Origin of the sequence: Pseudomonas sp. 8209 (assembly GCF_028682105.1) — a bacterium.
Classification (GTDB): Bacteria; Pseudomonadota; Gammaproteobacteria; order Pseudomonadales; family Pseudomonadaceae; genus Aquipseudomonas; species Aquipseudomonas palmensis.
Map to the genome: position 1 here is coordinate 106,425 of NZ_JANIAH010000011.1, position 20,905 is coordinate 127,329.

Consider the following 20,905-nt stretch of genomic DNA (forward strand, 5'->3'; position numbering starts at 1 on the left):
ATGTAGGAGCCGGCCTTGCCGGCGAAAGGGCCCTACGCCGCCACCCCCGCATCCGCCGTCAACCCCGCCTCTTCGATCGCACTGATCGCGCACTGCTCGTCGATATCCGACGTATCACCACTGATACCGATCGCGCCCAGCACTGCCCCGCTCTGATCCCGAATCAGCACCCCACCCGGCGCCGGCACCACCGGGCTCTGGCCCAACCCGTTGAGCGCGGCAAAGAACGCCGGGCGCTGCTGCGCGTCCAGCGCCAGCAGGCGCGAGCCCTTGCCCAGCGCAATCGCGCCCCACGCCTTGCCCATCGCCACCTGCGGACGCAGCAGGCTGGCGCCGTCCTCGCGCTGCAGGGTCAGCAGGTGCCCACCGGCATCGAGCACCACCACGGTCAGCGGCGCCGCCGAAATCCTGCGGCCGGCCGCCAGCGCGCCATTCACCAGGCTCACCGCTACTTTCAAGCTCAGAACGTTCATCCAAAGGTCCTCTTGTTGTTAGAAGCCCACGTGGGCAATTGAAAAACCAATACAACAAATAGAACACAATGAAGAATATTTTTGTATACAATAATTCACTCCATCCGACCAAAACCCGTCACAACCCCTTTTTTACGGGGTAACGACGAAAGCACCCGGTGGCGGATGAAAATGGATTGACCAGAGTCGCCTGCCGTGAATACACTCTGTCGAAAAGCAATTTGTATACAATTACAAAATCTAAGAGGCACAAAACCATGAGCAAAATGAGAGCAATCGATGCAGCCGTGCTGGTCATGCGCCGTGAAGGCGTCGACACCGCATTCGGCATCCCGGGCGCCGCGATCAACCCGCTGTATTCGGCCCTGAAGAAAGTCGGCGGCATCGATCACGTCCTTGCTCGTCACGTGGAAGGTGCCTCGCACATGGCCGAGGGCTACACCCGTACCAAGGCCGGCAACATCGGCGTGTGCATCGGCACCTCCGGCCCTGCCGGCACCGACATGGTCACCGGCCTGTACAGCGCCTCGGCCGACTCCATCCCGATTCTGTGCATCACCGGCCAGGCGCCCCGCTCGCGCCTGCACAAGGAAGACTTCCAGGCCGTCGACATCACCAGCATCGTCAAGCCGGTCACCAAGTGGGCCACCACCGTGCTCGAACCTGGCCAGGTGCCGTATGCGTTCCAGAAAGCCTTCTATGAAATGCGCACCGGCCGTCCTGGCCCTGTACTGATCGACCTGCCGTTCGACGTGCAGATGGCCGAGATCGAATTCGACATCGACGCCTACCAGCCGCTGCCGGTGAGCAAGCCGTCGGCCAACCGCGTGCAGGTCGAGAAGGCCCTGGCCATGCTCGACTCCGCCGAGCGTCCGCTGCTGGTGGCCGGTGGCGGCATCATCAACGCCGATGCCAGCGACAAGCTGGTGGAATTCGCCGAACTCACCGGTATCCCGGTCATCCCGACCCTGATGGGCTGGGGCACCATCCCTGACGACCACCCGCTGATGGTGGGCATGGTCGGCCTGCAGACCTCGCACCGCTACGGCAACGCGACCATGCTCAAGTCGGACGTGGTGCTGGGCATCGGCAACCGCTGGGCCAACCGCCATACCGGCTCGGTGGATGTGTACACCGAAGGCCGTCGCTTCATTCACGTCGACATCGAACCGACCCAGATTGGCCGCGTGTTCACCCCGGACCTGGGTATCGTGTCCGACGCCGGCGCCGCACTGGACGTGTTCCTGGAAGTGGCCCGCGAGTGGAAAGCCGCCGGCAAGCTCAAGGACCGTGGCGAGTGGCTCAAGGACTGCCAGCAGCGCAAGGCCAGCCTGCACCGCAAGACCCACTTCGACAACGTGCCGGTCAAGCCGCAGCGCGTGTACCAGGAAATGAACCAGGTGTTCGGCAAGGACACCTGCTACGTCAGCACCATCGGCCTGTCGCAGATCGCCGGTGCGCAGTTCCTGCACGTGTACAAGCCGCGTCATTGGATCAACTGCGGCCAGGCCGGCCCGCTGGGCTGGACCATTCCTGCGGCACTGGGCGTGGTCAAGGCCGACCCGTCGCGCAAGGTCGTGGCACTGTCGGGCGACTATGACTTCCAGTTCATGATCGAAGAGCTGGCGGTGGGCGCGCAGTTCAACCTGCCGTACATCCACGTGGTGGTGAACAACTCCTACCTGGGGCTGATCCGCCAGGCCCAACGCGGCTTCGAGATGGATTACTGTGTACAGCTGGCGTTCGAGAACCTCAACGCCCCGGAACTGAACGGCTACGGTGTGGACCACGTCGCGGTTGTAGAAGGTCTGGGTTGCAAGGCACTGCGCGTGTTCAAGCCGGAAGAAATCCAGCCGGCCCTGCGCAAGGCCCAGCAGATGGCCGAAGAGTTCAAGGTGCCGGTCGTGGTCGAGGTGATCCTCGAGCGCGTGACCAATATTTCCATGGGTACCGAAATCAACGCGGTCAACGAGTTCGAAGACCTGGCGCTGGTCGGCAACGACGCGCCAACCGCGATCTCGCTGCTCGACTGACTGTTGTAGCGGCCCTGCTGCCCCCGCGCACAGGGCCCACTTTTGCAAGGAGACAACCATGCCTCGTTTCGCCGCCAACCTGTCCATGCTGTTCACCGAGCAGGACTTTCTCGCCCGTTTCAAGGCTGCTGCCGACGCCGGCTTCAGCGGGGTCGAGTACCTCTTCCCGTACGATTTCAGCTCGGCTGAAATCAAGCAGCACCTGGACAGCAACGGCCTGACCCAGGTGCTGTTCAACCTGCCGGCCGGCGACTGGGCCAAGGGTGATCGCGGCATCGCCTGCGACCCGTCCCGTGTCGAGGAATTCCGTGCCGGCGTGGACCTGGCCATTGCCTACGCCCAGGTACTGGGCAACACCCAGGTCAACTGCCTGGCCGGTATTCGCCCACAAGGCCCGGACTGCGCCACGGTGCGCAAGACCTTCGTCGACAACCTGAAGTTCGCCGCCGACAAGCTGCAGGCAGCAGGCATCAAGCTGGTGATGGAGATGATCAACACCCGCGACATCCCGGGCTTCTACCTGAACACCACCAAGCAGGCGCTGGAGATCCAGGCCGAAGTGGGCAGCACCAACCTGTTCCTGCAGTACGACATCTACCACATGCAGATCATGGAAGGTGACCTGGCCCGCACGATGGAAGGCAACCTGGCCAAGATCAACCACATCCAGCTGGCCGACAACCCGGGCCGCAACGAGCCGGGCACCGGCGAGATCAACTACCGCTTCCTGTTCGAGCACCTGGACCGTATCGGCTACCAGGGCTGGGTAGGCTGCGAATACAAGCCGCTGACCACCACCGAAGCGGGCCTTGGCTGGCTCAAGACCCACAACGCGATCTGAACCCCACATAACCCCTGTAGGAGCCAGCCTTGCTGGCGAAGGGGCCTGACCGAACACCTCATGGCCCCATTCGCCGGCAAGGCCGGCTCCTACATGTACAAAAACAAGAGGTAATTGTAATGGCTAAAATCGGATTCATCGGCACCGGCATCATGGGCCTTCCAATGGCTCAGAACCTGCAGAAGGCAGGTCACAGCCTGTTCCTTTCCTCGCACCACGGCGCCGCGCCGACCGACCTGATCGCCGCCGGCGGCGTGGCCCTGGCCAACCCCAAGGAAGTGGCCCAGGAAGCCGAGTTCATCATCGTCATGGTGCCGGACACCCCGCAGGTCGAAGCCGTGCTGTTCGGTGAAAACGGCGTGGCCCAGGGCATTGGCCCGAACAAGGTGGTGATCGACATGAGCTCGATCTCCCCTACCGCCACCAAAGCCTTCGCCGAGAAGATCAAGGCCACCGGCGCCACCTACCTCGACGCCCCGGTGTCCGGTGGTGAAGTCGGCGCCAAGGCCGCGACCCTGAGCATCATGGTCGGCGGTTGCCCCAAAGCCTTCGAACGTGCCCAGCCGCTGTTCCAGGCCATGGGCAAGAACATCACCCACGTGGGTGGCAGTGGTGACGGCCAGACCGCCAAGGTCGCCAACCAGATCATCGTGGCCCTGAACATCCAGGCCGTTGCCGAAGCCCTGCTGTTCGCCGCCAAGAACGGCGCCGACCCGGCCAAGGTGCGCGAAGCACTGATGGGCGGCTTTGCCTCCTCGAAAATCCTCGAAGTGCACGGCGAGCGCATGATCAAGGGCACCTTCGACCCGGGCTTTCGCATCAGCCTGCACCAGAAGGACCTGAACCTGGCCCTGCAGGGTGCCAAGGAGCTGAACATCAACCTGCCCAACACCGCCAATGCCCAACAGGTGTTCAGCACCTGCGCGGCCATCGGTGGCGCCAACTGGGACCACTCGGCGCTGGTCAAGGGCCTTGAGCACATGGCCAACTTCTCGATCCGCGGCGACAAGTAAGCGTCAAGCGGCAGGTTTCATGCGGCAAGACCGGCAGACCGCGCATCGGTCCGCTGTCTCTTGCAGCTTGTAGCCTGAAGCTTGCCGCGCTAAAGAGCACCACCCGCCCTTGGGCCCGTCTGCACGGAGGCAGGCCCAGGGGCGTTTTCGATTCTGCAAAACAATAAGATTTGGGAGCCTGCCATGTCGGTCGATCCGCAACACTTTCTGCGCGAGCTGTTCGCCACGGCCATCGATGCCGCGCATCCACGCCAGGTGCTCGAAGCCCACCTGCCCAGCGACCGCAGCGGCCGCGTCATCGTCATCGGCGCCGGCAAGGCCGCCGCCGCCATGGCCGAAGTGGTCGAGCGCAGTTGGCAGGGCGAGGTCTCGGGCCTGGTCGTGACCCGCTACGGCCACGGCGCCAGCTGCAGCAAGATCGAAGTGGTCGAAGCCGCCCACCCGGTACCGGACGCCGCCGGCCTGGCCGTGGCCAAGCGTGTGCTGGCGATGGTCAGCGACCTCAGCGCCGACGATAGGGTGATCTTCCTGCTCTCCGGCGGAGGTTCCGCCCTGCTGGCCCTGCCCGCCGAAGGCCTGACCCTGGCCGACAAGCAGCAGGTCAACAAGGCCCTGCTCAAATCCGGCGCCACCATCGGCGAGATGAACTGCGTGCGCAAGCACCTCTCGGCGATCAAGGGCGGCCGCCTGGCCAAGGCCTGCTGGCCGGCCACGGTGTACACCTACGCGATTTCCGACGTACCCGGCGACCTCGCCACCGTGATCGCCTCCGGCCCCACCGTGGCCGACCCGAGCACCTCGGCCGAAGCGCTGGCGATCCTCAAGCGCTACAACATCCAGGCCCCGGCCGCCGTCACCGCGTGGCTGAACAACCCGGCCTCCGAAACCGTCAAGGCCGATGACCCGGCCCTGGCCCGCAGCCACTTCCAGCTGATCGCCCGCCCCCAGCAGTCGCTGGAGGCCGCTGCGGTAAAGGCGCGCCAGGCCGGCTTCAGCCCGCTGATCCTGGGTGACCTGGAGGGTGAGTCGCGTGAAGTGGCCAAGGTGCATGCCGGCATCGCGCGCCAGATCGTGCAGCACGGCCAGCCACTGGCGGCGCCCTGCGTGATCCTGTCGGGCGGCGAAACCACCGTCACCGTGCGCGGCAATGGCCGCGGCGGGCGCAACGCCGAGTTCCTGCTCAGCCTCACCGAAAGCCTCAAGGGGTTGCCCGGCGTGTACGCACTGGCCGGTGACACCGACGGCATCGACGGCTCCGAAGACAACGCCGGGGCCTTCATGACCCCCGACAGCTATGCGCGTGCCCAGGCCCAGGGCCTGTCGGCGGCGGACGAGCTGGACAACAACAATGGCTACGGTTACTTCGCCGCGCTCGACGCCTTGATCGTTACCGAGCCCACGCGCACCAACGTCAACGATTTTCGCGCCATCCTGATTCTCGAGACCGCACAACATGACGCCTGACAAGAAAGTCAAAATCCTCGCCACCCTCGGCCCCGCGACCAAAGGCATCGACGACATCCGTCAGCTGGTCGAAGCCGGGGTGAACATCTTTCGCCTGAACTTCAGCCACGGCGAGCACGCCGACCACGCCATGCGTTTCGAATGGATCCGCGAAGTGGAGCGCCAGCTCAACTACCCGCTGGGCATCCTCATGGACCTGCAGGGCCCCAAGCTGCGTGTCGGGCGTTTTGCCGAAGGCAAGGTGCAACTGCAACGCGGCCAGGCCCTGCGCCTGGACCTGGATGCCACACCGGGCGATGCACAGCGGGTCAACCTGCCCCACCCGGAGATCATCGCCGCGCTGGAGCCGGGCATGGACCTGCTGCTCGATGACGGCAAACTGCGCCTGCGCGTGACCGCCAAGCACGCCGACGCCATCGACACCGAGGTGCTCAACGGCGGCGAACTGTCCGACCGCAAGGGCGTGAACGTGCCCCAGGCGCTGCTCGAGCTCAGCCCGCTGACCGAAAAGGACCGTCGCGACCTGACCTTCGGCCTGGAACTGGGCGTGGACTGGGTGGCCCTGTCGTTCGTGCAGCGCCCTGAAGACATCATCGAGGCGCGCCAGCTGATCGGCGACCGGGCCTACCTGATGGCCAAGATCGAGAAGCCCTCGGCGGTCACGCAACTGCGCGAGATTGCCCAGTTGAGCGACGCGATCATGGTCGCCCGTGGCGACCTGGGCGTGGAAGTGCCGGCCGAAAGCGTGCCGCAGATCCAGCAGCGCATCATCACCACCTGCCGCCAGCTGGGCCGCCCGGTGGTGGTGGCCACGCAGATGCTCGAGTCGATGCGCTTCAGCCCGGCCCCGACCCGCGCCGAGGTCACCGACGTGGCCAACGCCGTGGCCGAGGGCGCCGATGCGGTGATGCTGTCGGCCGAGACCGCCTCGGGCGACTACCCGCTCGAAGCGGTGCAGATGATGAGCAAGATCATCCGCCAGGTCGAAAGCGGCCCGGACTACCAGGCCCAGCTGGACGTGGGCCGGCCACAGGCCGAGGCCACGGTGTCGGATGCGATCAGCTGCGCGATCCGTCGCATCAGCGGCATCCTGCCGGTGGCGGTGCTGGTGAACTACAGCGAGTCGGGCAACTCGACCCTGCGCGCAGCGCGTGAACGGCCGCGTGCACCGATCCTCAACCTGACCCCCAACCTCAATACCGCACGGCGCCTGAGCGTAGCCTGGGGCGTGCATTCGGTGGTCAACGATCGGTTGCGCCAGGTGGACGAAGTGGTGTCCACGGCACTGGAGATTGCCCAGGCCCAGGGCATGGCCAGCCGTGGCGACATCCTGTTGATCACTGCCGGTGTGCCTTTTGGCAAGCCGGGGTCGACCAATACGCTGCGGATCGAAACCCTGCTCTGACCGCTTCGCCGGCAACGCCGGCTCCTACACACGGCACAGACCCTGTAGGAGCCGGCCTTGCCGGCGAAGAGGCCCGCACTGACACACACCACACCGTGGGACAACAAAGCCCGAAGAGGCGCCCCACTCCACTCACCCTGACCCACTGCCATGTACACCAAGAACTTCGTCAACCCGTGCCCCGACTGGGCCACCGCCTTGCTCAACGGTTTCAGTCAGGTGCTGCTGCAGCGCAACCCGCTGTGCGGCCTGCTGTGCCTGCTGGCCATCCTGATTACCGCCCCCGAACTCATCGGCGGTGCGCTGCTGGGCGCCCTTGCCGGGCTGCTCACCGCGCAGCGCCGCGGCTACAACCGCGCCGACCGCCAGGCCGGCCTGTACAGCTACAACGGCGTGCTGCTGGGCCTGCTGCTCAGCCACGCACTGCCCTGGTCGGCCCTGCTGCCCCCGCTGATCATCGCCGCCGCGGGCCTGAGCAGCATGCTGGTGCACCAGTGGCTCAAGCGCAAAAGCCCTCGCCTGCTGCCCGCCTACACCGCGCCCTTCGTGCTGATCGGCTGGGCGGTACTGGCGCTGGCCGAGCCTTCCAGCGCCGGCTACGCCCCGGTCGCGGCCAACCCGCTGTTCGCCCTGGGCCGCGGCCTGGGCCAGATCTTCCTGCTCGACCAGCCGCTGGCCGGCCTGCTGATTGCCCTGGGCCTGCTGATCGCCAACCGCTACGCCGCCGCCTGGGCGCTACTGGGCGCCGCCCTGGGCGGCAGCGTGGCGCTGCTCGGTGGCGAGGCCGGCGCCGGCTACTACGGCCTGTACGGCTTCAATGCGGCGCTGGCCGCGCTGGCCTTCAGCCAGACCCGCGCACAACCCTGGCGGCCGTTGCTGGCCATCGTTCTGGCCATCGTGCTGCAACCGCTGCTGGGCCTGCTGCCGGTGCCGGGCCTGACCGCGCCGTTCATCCTCGCCTGCTGGCTGCTGCAACTGGGCACCGCTGCCCGACGTCGCCCGCTTGCACAGCTGCGGGCCAGCCCCTAGGCTCTGCTCCATCTTGTAATGGAAAGCGCCCATGAGCACCCCTTCGAGCTGGCGCGAGCGGCTCTACGTCATCGTCTTTCAAGCCGACACCGTGGCCGGCCGGCGCTTCGACAGCATTCTGCTGCTGATCATCCTGGCCAGCCTGATCACCGTCATCCTCGACAGCATCGACGAGGTCCACCAGGGCTACGCCGGGCTGCTGGCCTGGATCGAGTGGGGCTTTACCGCCATCTTCCTGGCCGAATACCTCACCCGCCTGTACTGCTCGCCCAAGCCGCTGCGCTATGCCTTCAGCTTCTACGGGCTGGTGGACCTGCTGGCGATCGTGCCGGGCATCATCGCCATCTACTACAGTGACGCGCAGTACCTGCTGATCATCCGCGTGATCCGCATGCTGCGCATCTTCCGCGTGCTCAAGCTCGGCCCGTACCTCAAGCAGGCCAACTACCTGATGTCGGCGCTGCGCGGCAGCAAGCAGAAGATCATCGTGTTCCTGGTCAGCGTGTCGACCCTGGTCACGGTGTTCGGCACCCTGATGTACGTGGTCGAAGGCCCGGAACACGGCTTCACCAGCATCCCCAAGGGCATCTACTGGGCCATCGTGACCCTGACCACCGTGGGCTTTGGCGACATCGTGCCCAAGACCCCGCTGGGCCAGGTGATTTCCTCGCTGGTGATGATCACCGGCTACTCGATCATTGCCGTGCCCACCGGCATCTTCACTGCCGAGCTGGCCAACGCCATGCGCGGCGAACAGCTGCAGCACGCCTGCCCCACCTGCCACAAGGGCAGCCACGAGCAGAGCGCCGCGTTCTGTTCACGCTGCGGCAATGCGCTGTTCAAGAAAATGGAATAACCACAGCACTTTTTAATCTTTAAGCGACTAAGGCCGAGCCGCTATAGTCGCTGGCATAATGCCTTTCTCCCAACTCGAACAAGGAATGCGCAGTGAAAAAACTCTTTGGTGCCTCGCTTCTGGCCGCAGGCCTGGCCCTGGGCAACCTCGCCCAGGCCGCCCCGACCACCCTGCTCAACGTCTCCTACGACGTGATGCGCGACTTCTACAAGGACTACAACGCCGCGTTCCAGAAGCACTGGGAAGCCGAGCACAAAGAGAAGATCAACGTGCAGATGTCCTTCGGCGGTTCGAGCAAGCAGGCGCGCTCGGTGATCGACGGCCTGCCGGCCGACGTCATCACCATGAACATGGCCACCGACATCAATGCCCTGGCCGACAACGGCAAACTGGTGCCGGACAACTGGGTCACCCGCCTGCCCAACAACAGCGCGCCCTTCACCTCCGCCACCGTGTTCATCGTGCGCAAGGGCAACCCCAAGGCCCTGAAGGACTGGCCCGACCTGCTCAAGGACGGCGTACAGGTGATCGTGCCCAACCCCAAGACCTCGGGCAACGGCCGCTACACCTACCTGTCGGCATGGGGCTATGTGCTCAAGAACGGCGGTGACGAGAACAAGGCCAAGGACTTCGTCGGCAAGCTGTTCAAGCAGGCGCCGGTGCTCGATACCGGTGGCCGTGCCGCGACCACCACTTTCATGACCAACCAGATCGGCGACGTGCTGGTGACCTTCGAGAACGAAGCCGAGATGATCGCGCGCGAATTCGGTCGCGACCAGTTCGAGGTGATCTACCCGAGCGTGTCGGCCGAAGCAGAGCCGCCGGTGAGCGTGGTCGACAAGGTGGTGGACAAGAAGAAAAGCCGTGCCACCGCCGAGGAGTACCTGAAGTACCTGTGGTCGCCTGAAGCCCAGGAAATTGCCGCCAACAACTACCTGCGCCCACGCGATGCGACCGTGCTGGCCAAGTACACCGACCGCTTCCCCAAAGTCGACTTCCTGTCGGTGGAAAAGACCTTCGGTGACTGGCGCACCGTGCAGAAGACCCACTTCAACGACGGCGGGATCTTCGACCAGATCTACACCGGGCAGTAAGGCCGGGTGACGAATCCGGGGCCTGTGACGGGCCCCGGATTTTTTGTGGCCGGCGTTCGGGCCTGTCGCGGGTCAAGCCCGCTGCCACAAGGTGATGTGCCGATTTCAAGGGCGATGTCGCACCTGTGGGAGCGGGCTTGACCCGCGATGAATTCACCTCGGTTTCGAACTTGCCCGGCAAATACCGATCAGTTCCTTGGACTACCCTTTCCGTCATTCACGGCTCAAGGAGTGCCCAGTGACCCGATTGCTCACCCTGTTGCTCGGTTGCCTGCTCAGCACGCAACTGCTCGCCGCCAGCCTCATCCCCGGCACCGACAGCGCCGAAACCGCCGAAAAAGCCCCGGAACCCGTGGTTCAGGGCGGCCTGCTCGGCGCCCTGGCCAACAGCCTCGACAGCGTCACCCAGGAAATCGACGTCGACGGTCACCTGGTCGACGCCTGGCGCCTGCGCGCCAATCGCGCCAGCAAGGAGGCCAACCAGCTGGTCGACCGCCACGCCGAAGACTCCTTCGACCTGCTGGTGGACTTTGCCCTGCTCAGCCTCACCTGGCTGGTGGTGTTCGGCGTGCTCACCAGCCTGGGCCGCGTGCTGTCCCACCACATCAATCGCAGGCGCCCGCTGCGCGAACGTCCGCGGTTGCAGAAACTGCTCGGCTACCTGCTGCCCTACACCCTGCCGGCCCTGGCCAGCCTGCCCGCCACCCTCTACGCCAGCACGCGCCTGCTCGACCCCTCGATCGGCCGCGCGCTGGGCCTGAGCCTGGCCTACGCCACCAGCAGCGGCCTGTTCTCGACGTCGATCATCCTGTGCCTGATCACCGTGTTCGACACCGGCCACAAGCGCACCGCCGTGCGCATCATCCGCAAGATCGCGCCACGCCCGTTGTTCATGATCGGCTTTCTCGCCGCCTGGGCCGACGCCCTGACCAGCCCGCAGATCACCCGCCAGATCGGTGGCAACCTCACCAGCAGCATCGCGGTGATCACCGGCCTGCTGGCCACCTTCGCCTTCGCCGCGCTGGTGATCCGCCTGCGCCGCCCGGTGGCCCACCTGATCCGCAACCGCGACCTGCACGACCGCCTGCAGCACCGCGCCCTGCAGGAAACCCTGCGGATCTTCTCGTGGCTGTGGTACCTGCCGATCCTGATGATGATCCTGGTATCGGCGATCAACCTGATCGGCGCCGGCGAAGAAAGCCAGAAGGCCCTGCAAAAGGCCCTGCTGACCACGGTGCTGCTGGTGGGCACGGTGTTCCTGAGCACGGTGCTGCAGCACCTGTTCAAGTCCCGCGAGGTCGACCCCGGCCAGCGCCTGCGCCCCTACAAGGAACTGGTGCGCAACCTCGCCCACGCGCTGCTGCGCATCGGCATGGCCATCGCCTTCATCGAGCTGCTGGGGCGCATCTGGGGTTTTTCGGTGCTCGAATTCGCCGTGCGCAACAGCCTGGGCCGGGCAATCAGCGATTCGCTGAGCAGCATCGGGTTGATCTTGCTGGTCACCTGGCTGCTGTGGGTGGTGATCGACACCGCCATCCAGGAAGCCCTCAAGCCCAGCGCCGGCCGGCGCGCTTCGCGCCAGCCCAGCACACGGGTGCGCACCATCCTGCCGATGCTGCGCAACGCGGTGAAGATCGTGCTGGTGGTGATCTGCACCATCACCACCATGGCCAACCTGGGCATCAACGTGGCGCCGCTGCTGGCCGGTGCCGGGGTGGTCGGCCTGGCCATCGGTTTCGGTTCGCAGCAGCTGGTACAGGACGTGATCACCGGCCTGTTCATCCTGATCGAGGACACCATCGCCATCGGCGACTGGGTGGTGCTCGACTCCGGCCACGCCGGCACCGTCGAGAGCCTGACCATCCGCACCCTGCGCCTGCGTGACGGCAAGGGCTTCGTGCACTCGGTACCGTTCGGCCAGATCAAGGCCGTCACCAACCAGTCGCGCCAGTTCGCCTATGCGTTCTTCTCGGTGCAGTTCAGCTACCAGACCGATGTCGACAGCGCCCTGCACCTGATCCGCGAGGTGGGCCAGTCGATCAGCGAGGACCCGGTGCTGCGCCACAGCCTGCAAGGGCCGCTGCAGGTGTTCGGGGTGGACGCCATGAACCTCAACGGCATCACCCTCACCGCCCAGTTCCGCACCACCTCGGGCGGGCAGTACGCAGTGAACCGGGCGTTCAACGAACGCCTGAAAAAGCGCGTGGACCAGACCGACGACGTGAGCTTCGCGCAGTATTACCCGCAGCCGGCCCACGTACGCGACGAAACGGTGTAGACACTGCGGCGTTCAACCTTCCCGGCATGGGAAGGTGGTGCTAAAGTCGCCGCCATGAAATTTACCCGTGCCAACCGCTCGCTGATTGCCTGGACGCTGTACTTCAGCGTCCTGTTCAATCTGTTCGCCTGCGGTATCGGCCACGGGCAGATGATGGGCCTGCAGCTCAACGGCATCGGCGGAGCCTTCTGCTCGGCCATGGGCACCCCGGGCCCGACCCTCAAGACCGATTACAGCGACGCCTCCATCGCCGGCTGGGACAGCCTGCAAACCTGCCCGGTGTGTGCCGCGGCCGTGGTGTGCCTGGCCCTGAGCCTGGTGATCGGCTGGCTGCTGGCGTTCACCCGCACGCGCCGCTACCACCGCGAACTGCGCAGCAAGGCGCCACCTCGCTACTGCTGGCCCTCGGCCAACCCGCGCGCTTCCCCCCTGCTGGCCTGATCCAACCCGGCAGCCTTGCCGCTGCCCGTACCGGCACACGCCTGCGCCACTGCGCGGGGGTGCCGTTGGCTCACCTGCAGAGTTCGCTCAATGACCCCTTTCCCACGTTTGCAGGGCTGCACTGCCCTGCTCTGCGCCCTGTCGCTCAACGCCGTTGCCGACGAGGCACTCGTGCTGCCCGATGTACTGGTCAGCGACCGGCCGATTCCGGTGGACGGCGTGTTGCTCGACACCCCCTCGCAAACCGGTTCGCGCCTGGGCCTCACGCCCCGCGAAACCCCGGCCTCGATCAGCATCGTCAACCGCCAGCAGATCGAACAGCGCGGCGCCAGGACCACCCAGGACATGCTCGCCGGCGTACCCGGCCTCAACGCCGCCTCCCCGCCCGGCTCGGCCGGCTCGGTGTCGTACCGGGGCTTTTCCGGGGCGCAGATCACCCAGCTGTTCAATGGCATCAGCGTGCAGTACGACTCGATCGCCGCACGCCCGGTCGACAGCTGGATCTATGACCGCGTCGAAGCGGTCGGCGGCCCGTCCAGCTTCCTGTTCGGCGCCGGCGCCGTAGGCGGCTCGATCAACTACATCACCAAGCTGGCCAACCGCGACGAAGACTTCAATGAAGGCCGCGTCAGCTATGGCAGCTACGACAGCAGCGAGACCTCGTTCGGCTTCAACCACGCACTCAACGACACCAACCATGCGCGCCTGGATTTCAGCCATACCCGCAGCAATGGCTACGTCGACCGCGAGGAGCGCGATGCCTGGAGCGTGGCGTTCTCACTGCTGACCGACATCAACGACCAGCTGTCCCACACCCTGGCACTCGAATACCAGAACGAGAGCGTCGACAGCCCCTACTGGGGCAGCCCGGTGCTCAACCCGCTGGGCGGCCAGATGAAGGTCGACAAGAGCCGGCGCTTCGAGAACTACAACGTCGAGGACGGGCGCTACGAGCAGCGCGTGCGCTGGCTGCGCTCGATCACCGAGTACCGTTTCGACGACGCCACCTCGCTGCGCAATACGCTTTACCACTACAACGCCGAGCGCAACTTCCGCAATCTCGAGACCTACACCTACAACGCCGACAACAGCCGCGTGCAACGCGCCGGCAGCCTGCTGCAACGGCACGACCAGGAGCTCAACGGCAACCGCGTGGAACTGCTGCATGACGGCCAGCTGTTCGGCCTGCGCAGCCAGTGGTCGACGGGCCTGGACTACAGCCACAACGTGCAGATGACCTACCCGCGCTCGGGCACCGCTGCCGGCAGCGTCGACCCCGACCACTTCGACCCGGGACACTTCTACGACCTGCCGGGCATGTTCCCCGGCTACGAGAAGAACCGTCAGAACACGGTCGACACCTGGGCCGGCTTTTTGGAGAACCGCCTGACCCTGACCGATCGCCTGACCCTGCTGACGGGCCTGCGCCACGACAGCATCGACCTGCAGGTACGCAACTACCGCGCCGTCAACGAGGCCAACCCGGCGCAGTTCAAACGCCGCTACCAGCCCACCACCGGGCGTGTGGGCCTGGTGTTCGAGCTGACCCCGTCGGCCAACGTGTATGTGCAGTACAGCACCGCCGCCGACCCGCCCGCCGGCATGCTCACCACCGCCAGCTTCGGCCAGGTGCGCGACTTCGACCTGAGCACCGGCAAGCAGCTGGAGGTGGGTAGCAAGTTCGACTTTCTGGACGGACGCGGTTCGGCCACCGTGGCCGCCTACCGCATCGAGCGCGACAACCTGGCCACCGCCGACCCGGCCAACCCCGGCTTCACCCAGCCGGTGGGCAAGCAGTCGTCACGCGGTATCGAGGTGGCGGCGGCGCTGCGCGTCACCCCGCAACTGCTGGCCGAAGGCAACTTCGCCTATGTCGATGCGCAGTACGACGCGTTCAACGAAAACGTCGGCGGCCAGTCGTTCTCGCGCAAGGGCAACACCCCCACCAACACCCCGGACCGGGTGGCCAACCTGTGGCTGACCTACGACCTGGACCCACAGTGGCAGGTGGGCGGCGACAGCCGCTATGTGTCGTCGGTGTATACCGATGCGGCCAACACCCGCTACGCGCCGTCGTACACCCTGTTCGGGGCCTTCGTCGGCTACAAGGTGGATGCCGACACGCGCATCACCGCGCGGGTGCGCAACCTGACCGACGAGGTGTACGCACGCTGGACCTCGTCGAGCATGCTCTACCTGGGTGCACCGCGCACCTTCGAACTGGCGGTGCAGACCCGCTTCTGACTGGGCCGGGCCGGGGCGTTCGCGCCCCGTCCCTGATGGAGCGTTGCAATGAAGCGTTATCTGTATCTGTGGCATCGCTGGCTGGGGATCGTGACCTGCGTGTTCATGGCGCTATGGTTCGTCTCGGGCATGGTGATGCTGTACGTGGGCTACCCCAAGCTGACCCCGCGCGAGCACCTGGCGCACCTGCCGGCGCTGTCGGCGCAGGGCTGTTGCGTCTCGCTGGGCGAGGCGCTGGCGGTGGCCGATCCGCAACCTGCACGCATACGCCTGAGCAGCGTGGCGGGGCAGGCGCTTTACCTGTTCGACTATGCCAGCGGCAAGGCCCTGGCGGTGGACGCAACTAGCGGCCAGCGCATCGCCCCCACCACCCGCGAACGGGCGTTGGCCAGTGCCGGGCAATACGACCCGCATGCGCCGCTGACCTATCGCGACGCGGTGCAGGAAGACCTGTGGAGCCATTCGCGCGCACTGGATGCGCACCGGCCGCTGCATCGCGTGCAGTTGAGCGATACGGACGGCACCTTGCTGTACATCAGCGGCCAGACCGGCGAAGTGGTGCGCGATGCCAGCGCCAGCGAGCGCGGCTGGAACCTGATCGGCGCCTGGCTGCACTGGCTGTATCCATTGCGCGGCATCGGCGTGGACGGGCTGTGGAGCAACCTGGTGATCTACCTGTCGCTGGCGGCCAGCGTGATGGCGCTGTTGGGCGCAGTGGTGGGTGTGATGCGCTGGCGCTTCAGCCGGCCCTACCGCAGCGGTTCGCGTTCGCCGTACAAGGGCTGGGCACGCTGGCACCATGTGGGCGGGTTGCTGTTCGGTGCCCTGGCCATCACCTGGATTTTCAGTGGGCTGATGTCGATGAACCCGTGGCGGCTGTTCAGCAGTGCCCAGCCGCTGGATACCTCGGCGTATCAGGGCGGGCCGCTGAATGCGGCGGCGTTCCCGCTGTCGGTGCCCCAGGCACTGGCGCGCTTTGACGACCAGGGCTTCACCGCCCGCGAGCTGGAGTGGCGGCTGATCGGGGGCGCGGGGTATGTGGTGGGCCAGGACGGCGCGGGACGCACGCGGGTACTGTCGATGCACGACGGCCAGGTGCTGCAGCGTCTGCCACGGGCGGTGCTGGAGCAGGCGGCGCGGGCGATCGGGCCGGCGATGCAGGTGCAGCAGTTGGAGGCCTACGACTTCTACTACTACGCGCGGGCCGAGCAGAGCATGCTCGGGCATCTTGAAAAGCGTCTGCCGGTGCTGCGGGTGCGCTTCGACGACCCGGCGCAGACCTGGCTGCATCTGGACCTGTACACCGGTGAAGTACTGGGGCAGCTGGACCAGCCACGGCGCGCGTCACGCTGGCTGTTCGCGTTGCTGCACAGCTGGGACTGGCTACCGCTGCTGACGCGGCGGCCGTTGTGGGATGGGTGGATGATCGTGCTCAGCCTGGGTGGGCTGGTGCTGAGCGTGAGTGGTGTGGTGATGGGGTGGCGGCGTTTGCGCCGCTAGCCTCATTCGCCGGCAAGGCCGGCTCCTACAGACAACGCAAACCCTGTAGGAGCCGGCCTTGCCGGCGAACAATCCACCCCGGTCACCCCTGGCGAAACACCAGCGCCTTCAGCCCGCCCACCGGATCACTGTCCGCAAACTCCGGTGGGTTGGCCAGACGCTCCACGAACACCAGCCCCGGCGCCTCGGCTGCCATCCCCTCGATCAGAAAGTCAGGCCCGATGGCCGGGTCGTTCACGCACGCCAGCACCGTGCCGCCTTCATTCAACAGCTCCGGCAGGCGGCGCAGGATCTTGCTGTAGTCCTGGGTCAGCACAAAGCTGCCCTTCTGGAACGTCGGCGGGTCGATGATGATCAGGTCATACGGCCCGCTCTTGCGCACCTTGCCCCATGACTTGAACAGCTCATGCCCCAGAAACCCCACCCGCCCCAGGTCATGCCCGTTGAGCCGATGGTTGTCGCGCCCGCGGCTCAGGGCCGAGCGCGCCATATCGAGGTTGATCACCTGCTCGGCCCCCCCGGCAATCGCTGCCACCGAAAACCCGCAGGTGTAGGCGAACAGGTTGAGCACCCGCTTGCCCGCCGCCTGCTCGCGCACCCAGCGCCGGCCATAGCGCATGTCCAGGAACAGCCCGGTGTTCTGCTTCAGGCCCAGGTCCAGCTGATAGCGCAGGCCATCCTCGTCGATCACGCGGTGCTCGCTCGGCTCGCCCAGCAACCACTGGCCGGGGCTATCGGGCAGGTAGCGGTGCTGAATCAGGATCGCCTGCCCGGGCCAGCCAGGGCTGGCGGCCAGGGTGCGCAGCATCTGCTCCAGCGTGGCCAGCTGCCCTTCGGGCGGTTCGCGAAACAGCGAGACCAGCAGCACGCCCTGCAGCCAGTCCACGGTGATCTGTTCGAGCCCCGGCCAGCAGCGCCCGCGCCCATGGAACAGGCGCCGGGTTTCGGCAGGCGCAGGGTTCAGGGCACCGAGCAGGTGGGCGTGAAGGGTGGCAATCGGCATGGCAGGATTCACTGGGACAAAAAGGGCTATTTTAGCGGCAAGCTTCACGCAGCAAGCGACAAGTTTGCGCCGGGCGCCTGTTTACTTGTCGCTTGTGGCGTGCAGCTTGCCGCTCGCCCTCCACCACCAGCCCTGCTGCATGCCGGCAGCCGCCAGCAGAATCGCCGCCACCCCCAGCCATTGCAGCGCGCTCAAGCGATGACCAAAGGCAAACCAGTCGACGAAGATCGCCGCAATCGGGTAGATGAACGACAGCGCCCCGGTCAACGCGGTCGGCAGTTTCTGGATGGCGCCATACAGCAGCACGTACATCAGGCCGGTGTGCACGATACCCAGCGTCACCAGGCTGGCCAGCGCCCCCGCAGTGCCCGGCAGGCCGCCGGTATTGGCAAAGGGCGCCAGCAACAGGATGCCGGTGCTCACCTGGATCAGCGCGATCAGGTGCGGCGGCGTGCCACTCAGGCGCTTGATGATCAGCGCGGCCACCGCGTACAGAAACGCCGCGCCCAGCGCCAGCGCGATGCCCAGCAGGTAATCCTCGCCACTGCCCTGCCCGCTGCCGTGGGCACTCACAATGGCCAGCATCCCGGCAAACGACACCCCCAGCCAGAACAGCTTGGGCACACTGAGCTTTTCACCCAGAAACACCGCCGCCAGCCCCACCAGCATGAACGGCTGCACGTTGTACACCGCCGTACCGATGGCAATCGAGGCCCGTGAATAGGAGCCGAACAGCAGCACCCAGTTGCCCACGATGGCCACCCCGCTGAGTACCGCCAGGGCAAAGCTGGCACGTGTGAGGATGCCCGGCCGCAGAAAGCCCAGCACGGCGCACACCAGCAACAGCGTGCCGGCGCCGAACACGCAGCGCCAGAACACCACGTCCAGCACCGGTTGCCCCGACACCAGCACGAACCAGCCGATGGTGCCGGATATCAGCATCGCGGCGACCATTTCCAACGACCCACGGCGTATTGAATTGTCCATCTCTCACCTCCCAGACGATGGACAGATTATGCGAGCGAGAAGCCAGGGCACTCCATAGCAAAAACAAGGCTAGACTCAAGCCTTGCCTTTTTTATCAAGGCAATTTCATTGATCTGCCTGACGAGGATTGCATGACTGACGATATCGACCAGCTGTTGATCAAGGCGCTGATGGAAGACTCGCGGCGTTCGCTCAAGGCGCTGGCGCACCTGAGCGGGCTGTCGGCGCCCAGCGTCAGCGAGCGCCTGCGTCGCCTGGAAGAACGCGGCGTGCTCAAGGGCTACACGGTCGACATCGACCCGCGCAGCTTCGGGTACCAGTTGCAGGCCATCGTGCGCATTCGTCCGTTGCCGGGGCAGTTGCAGGAGGTGGAGCGCCAGATCATCGCCATCCCCGAGTTCACCGAGTGCGACAAGGTCACGGGTGACGACTGCTTCATCGCGCGCCTGCATGTACGCTCGATGGAGCAGCTCGACACCTTGCTCGACAAGCTCAACAGCCACGCCGAAACCAACACCGCCATCGTCAAGAAAAGCCCGGTGAAGCGACGGCTGCCGCCGATGGCATAAGCGCCATACTGGCGGGCGGCGCGGGATTCGCAGAGCAACGGCACGTTCCACACATATGCTAGCCTTGCGCCCCTCTCCCGCAAGGACGCACCGTCACCATGTTCGCTTTCCCAAGGCCCCTCTGCATGCTGGGCCTGGCGCTGGCCTTCACCAGCGCCCACGCCACCGACCCGATCAACCTGTACCAGGGCACCCTCGGCGAGCGCAAGGTCGAGGTCGCCCTGCAATACACCTCGCAGTACGAGTACGTGCAAGGCTACCTGCTGGACACCGAGCACCACACCAGCCAGCCACTGGAAGTGACGCCCTACAGCAAGGACGTGCCACTGCTGATCAACATCATGGACAACCCGCGCATGCCCGCCGCAGCATTGCGGGTGCGCCCCTTCGTGTTCACGCACGATCGCGACTTCAGTGGCGAATGGATCGACCTGCGCACCCGGGAACGTGTGCCCTTCAGCCTCACGCGCCAGACTCGCTTCAGCGACGAGCAGCGCTCCAGCTGGCAAGGCGAGCTGCTGCAACAGCCGCAGAACCGCGGCAAGAGCTTCTATGTGCACGCCAGCAAGGCCGAGGGCGAATACACCGGCAAGGTCGATCGCATCACTATCATCGACCTCGCCAGCGGCAGCACACTGCAGGTGCTGGACAACCTGGCGCTGGCGTTCAACGGCACCCGCACCCTGACCTTCGCCGACTACAACGGTGACGGCATCATCGACTTCAGGGCCTCGCCCATCGGCCAGCGCGCCACCGGCGGCGCCAACCAGGAGCCGGACCAGTTCTACCTGTACCAGCCCACCAGCAATACCTACCAACGCCACACCGAACTCGAAGCGCTGGGCGACAAGGGCGCGCTCAAGTTCCCCGCCCCCGGCTGGGTAGCCCAGCGCCAGGGCAGCAACTACGACACCGGGACCAGCGACTGGCAGTACTACCACTTCGTCGACCCCAAGCAACTGGTGTGGCAGCGCCACAGCGTGGAGCCTTTCTGATGCCGTTTCGTACCCTGTTCGCCTGCCTGCTGCTGTGCCTGAGCGCCAATGCCCTGGCCTACCATTCCGTGTACCAGGGCAAACTCGGCGGGTTGCCGGTGACGCTGGTGATCGAGCGCACCAACGACTACGTGACCGGTATCTACTACTACGAGCGCTACCACACGCCGATCCGGCTCAAGCCCACGCGCAACACCGACACCTACAACTTCGCCATGGACGAACTGGACAGCGGCGGCCTGCCCACCGCGCGCCTGCATTTCCAGAAAGCCGATTTCAGCAGCCGTGCCCAGCCGCTGCAAGGCACCTGGACCGCCTACGCCAGCGGCAAGCAGCTGCCCTTCACGCTCAAGCTGGTGGCCGACATCGGCCTGCAGACACCCTCGCCGGGCGCGGTACTGCCCCAGGCCGCATCCACCGAACGCTTCTACTTCCAGTTGCCGATGGACATGGACTATGCCGCCCTCGAAACCATCCAGGTGATGGACAAGGCCACCGGCAAGCTGCAGCAGACGCTGGAGGTGAAGGTGCCGGGCTGTCGCAGCAAGGGTATCGACACCGTCCAGGTACGCCTGCAGGGTGGCGCCACCCAGGTGCTCATCCCTTCCAGCCCGTATTGCCTGGGCAAGACGTTCGAGTGGCGCGAGGCCAGCGCACGCTTCGAGGTGGTGAACTAGCCC

Annotated in this window: 18 protein-coding genes; 15 read left to right on the forward strand and 3 right to left on the reverse strand. The window is 65.5% G+C overall.

The genetic code is table 11. The features are described 5' to 3' along the window. Nucleotides 1–32 precede the first annotated feature (32 nt). On the reverse strand, nucleotides 33–473 hold the full coding sequence (locus NP552_RS22420) for a GlcG/HbpS family heme-binding protein (protein WP_054915601.1): 441 nt from the start codon (nucleotides 471–473) through the stop codon (nucleotides 33–35). 257 nt (nucleotides 474–730) lie between these two features. Between NP552_RS22420 and gcl the strand changes: the two genes are divergently transcribed. The 12 genes from gcl to NP552_RS22480 all read left to right on the forward strand — a co-directional run bounded on the left by gcl (nucleotide 731) and on the right by NP552_RS22480 (nucleotide 16,671). Further along, nucleotides 731–2,506 carry a glyoxylate carboligase gene (gene gcl / locus NP552_RS22425; protein ID WP_043859896.1) on the forward strand — a complete coding sequence of 592 codons (1,776 nt, stop codon included), beginning with the start codon at nucleotides 731–733 and terminating at the stop codon, nucleotides 2,504–2,506. A gap of 58 nt (nucleotides 2,507–2,564) precedes the next feature. Continuing rightward, nucleotides 2,565–3,347, forward strand: coding sequence for a hydroxypyruvate isomerase (gene hyi, locus NP552_RS22430; RefSeq protein WP_054915603.1), 783 nt, complete (start codon nucleotides 2,565–2,567; stop codon nucleotides 3,345–3,347). 119 nt (nucleotides 3,348–3,466) lie between these two features. After that, a complete protein-coding gene (locus NP552_RS22435; protein WP_116053261.1) occupies nucleotides 3,467–4,360 on the forward strand; it encodes a 2-hydroxy-3-oxopropionate reductase in 894 nt (297 codons plus the stop codon). Between the two features lie 183 nt (nucleotides 4,361–4,543). After that, on the forward strand, nucleotides 4,544–5,824 hold the full coding sequence (locus tag NP552_RS22440; RefSeq protein ID WP_274097177.1) for a glycerate kinase type-2 family protein: 1,281 nt from the start codon (nucleotides 4,544–4,546) through the stop codon (nucleotides 5,822–5,824). Then, on the forward strand, nucleotides 5,814–7,229 hold the full coding sequence (gene pyk, locus NP552_RS22445) for a pyruvate kinase (RefSeq protein ID WP_043859892.1): 1,416 nt from the start codon (nucleotides 5,814–5,816) through the stop codon (nucleotides 7,227–7,229). The genes NP552_RS22440 and pyk overlap by 11 nt, the downstream gene beginning before the upstream one ends. A 150-nt stretch (nucleotides 7,230–7,379) precedes the next feature. Further along, entirely contained in the window at nucleotides 7,380–8,258 is an 879-nt protein-coding gene (locus NP552_RS22450; protein WP_058542041.1) for an urea transporter, read from the forward strand. Nucleotides 8,259–8,289: 31 nt separating this feature from the next. After that, nucleotides 8,290–9,114 carry an ion transporter gene (locus NP552_RS22455; RefSeq protein ID WP_043859890.1) on the forward strand — a complete coding sequence of 275 codons (825 nt, stop codon included), beginning with the start codon at nucleotides 8,290–8,292 and terminating at the stop codon, nucleotides 9,112–9,114. Between the two features lie 92 nt (nucleotides 9,115–9,206). Beyond that, nucleotides 9,207–10,208 (forward strand): sulfate ABC transporter substrate-binding protein, encoded by a 1,002-nt coding sequence (locus NP552_RS22460; protein ID WP_043859889.1) that lies wholly within the window; start codon nucleotides 9,207–9,209, stop codon nucleotides 10,206–10,208. Between the two features lie 238 nt (nucleotides 10,209–10,446). Continuing rightward, on the forward strand, nucleotides 10,447–12,486 hold the full coding sequence (locus tag NP552_RS22465) for a mechanosensitive ion channel family protein (RefSeq protein WP_043859888.1): 2,040 nt from the start codon (nucleotides 10,447–10,449) through the stop codon (nucleotides 12,484–12,486). Nucleotides 12,487–12,540: 54 nt separating this feature from the next. After that, nucleotides 12,541–12,927: a DUF2946 domain-containing protein gene (locus NP552_RS22470; RefSeq protein WP_274097178.1), complete on the forward strand. Its 387-nt coding sequence runs from the start codon at nucleotides 12,541–12,543 to the stop codon at nucleotides 12,925–12,927. Nucleotides 12,928–13,017: 90 nt separating this feature from the next. Beyond that, nucleotides 13,018–15,171 (forward strand): TonB-dependent receptor, encoded by a 2,154-nt coding sequence (locus NP552_RS22475; protein ID WP_274097179.1) that lies wholly within the window; start codon nucleotides 13,018–13,020, stop codon nucleotides 15,169–15,171. A 48-nt stretch (nucleotides 15,172–15,219) separates the two neighbouring features. After that, nucleotides 15,220–16,671 carry a PepSY domain-containing protein gene (locus NP552_RS22480; RefSeq protein WP_274097180.1) on the forward strand — a complete coding sequence of 484 codons (1,452 nt, stop codon included), beginning with the start codon at nucleotides 15,220–15,222 and terminating at the stop codon, nucleotides 16,669–16,671. Nucleotides 16,672–16,753: 82 nt separating this feature from the next. Here NP552_RS22480 and NP552_RS22485 read toward each other — a convergent pair whose 3' ends face one another. Both NP552_RS22485 and NP552_RS22490 read right to left on the reverse strand, forming a co-directional pair. After that, a complete protein-coding gene (locus NP552_RS22485) occupies nucleotides 16,754–17,674 on the reverse strand; it encodes a class I SAM-dependent methyltransferase (RefSeq protein WP_102063796.1) in 921 nt (306 codons plus the stop codon). A gap of 81 nt (nucleotides 17,675–17,755) precedes the next feature. Beyond that, complete coding sequence (locus NP552_RS22490; RefSeq protein ID WP_054915609.1) at nucleotides 17,756–18,661, reverse strand: DMT family transporter; 906 nt, start codon at nucleotides 18,659–18,661, stop codon at nucleotides 17,756–17,758. Between the two features lie 131 nt (nucleotides 18,662–18,792). On the opposite strand from NP552_RS22490, the gene NP552_RS22495 reads away from it, so the two are divergent. The 3 genes from NP552_RS22495 to NP552_RS22505 all read left to right on the forward strand — a co-directional run bounded on the left by NP552_RS22495 (nucleotide 18,793) and on the right by NP552_RS22505 (nucleotide 20,902). Further along, nucleotides 18,793–19,230 (forward strand): Lrp/AsnC family transcriptional regulator, encoded by a 438-nt coding sequence (locus tag NP552_RS22495; RefSeq protein WP_043861856.1) that lies wholly within the window; start codon nucleotides 18,793–18,795, stop codon nucleotides 19,228–19,230. A 98-nt stretch (nucleotides 19,231–19,328) separates the two neighbouring features. Continuing rightward, the gene (locus NP552_RS22500) at nucleotides 19,329–20,225 is read left to right on the forward strand and encodes a hypothetical protein (protein WP_143516676.1); all 897 of its coding nucleotides are present in this window, start codon (nucleotides 19,329–19,331) and stop codon (nucleotides 20,223–20,225) included. Beyond that, nucleotides 20,225–20,902 (forward strand): hypothetical protein, encoded by a 678-nt coding sequence (locus NP552_RS22505; protein ID WP_043861855.1) that lies wholly within the window; start codon nucleotides 20,225–20,227, stop codon nucleotides 20,900–20,902. The genes NP552_RS22500 and NP552_RS22505 overlap by 1 nt, the downstream gene beginning before the upstream one ends. Nucleotides 20,903–20,905: the final 3 nt, after the last annotated feature.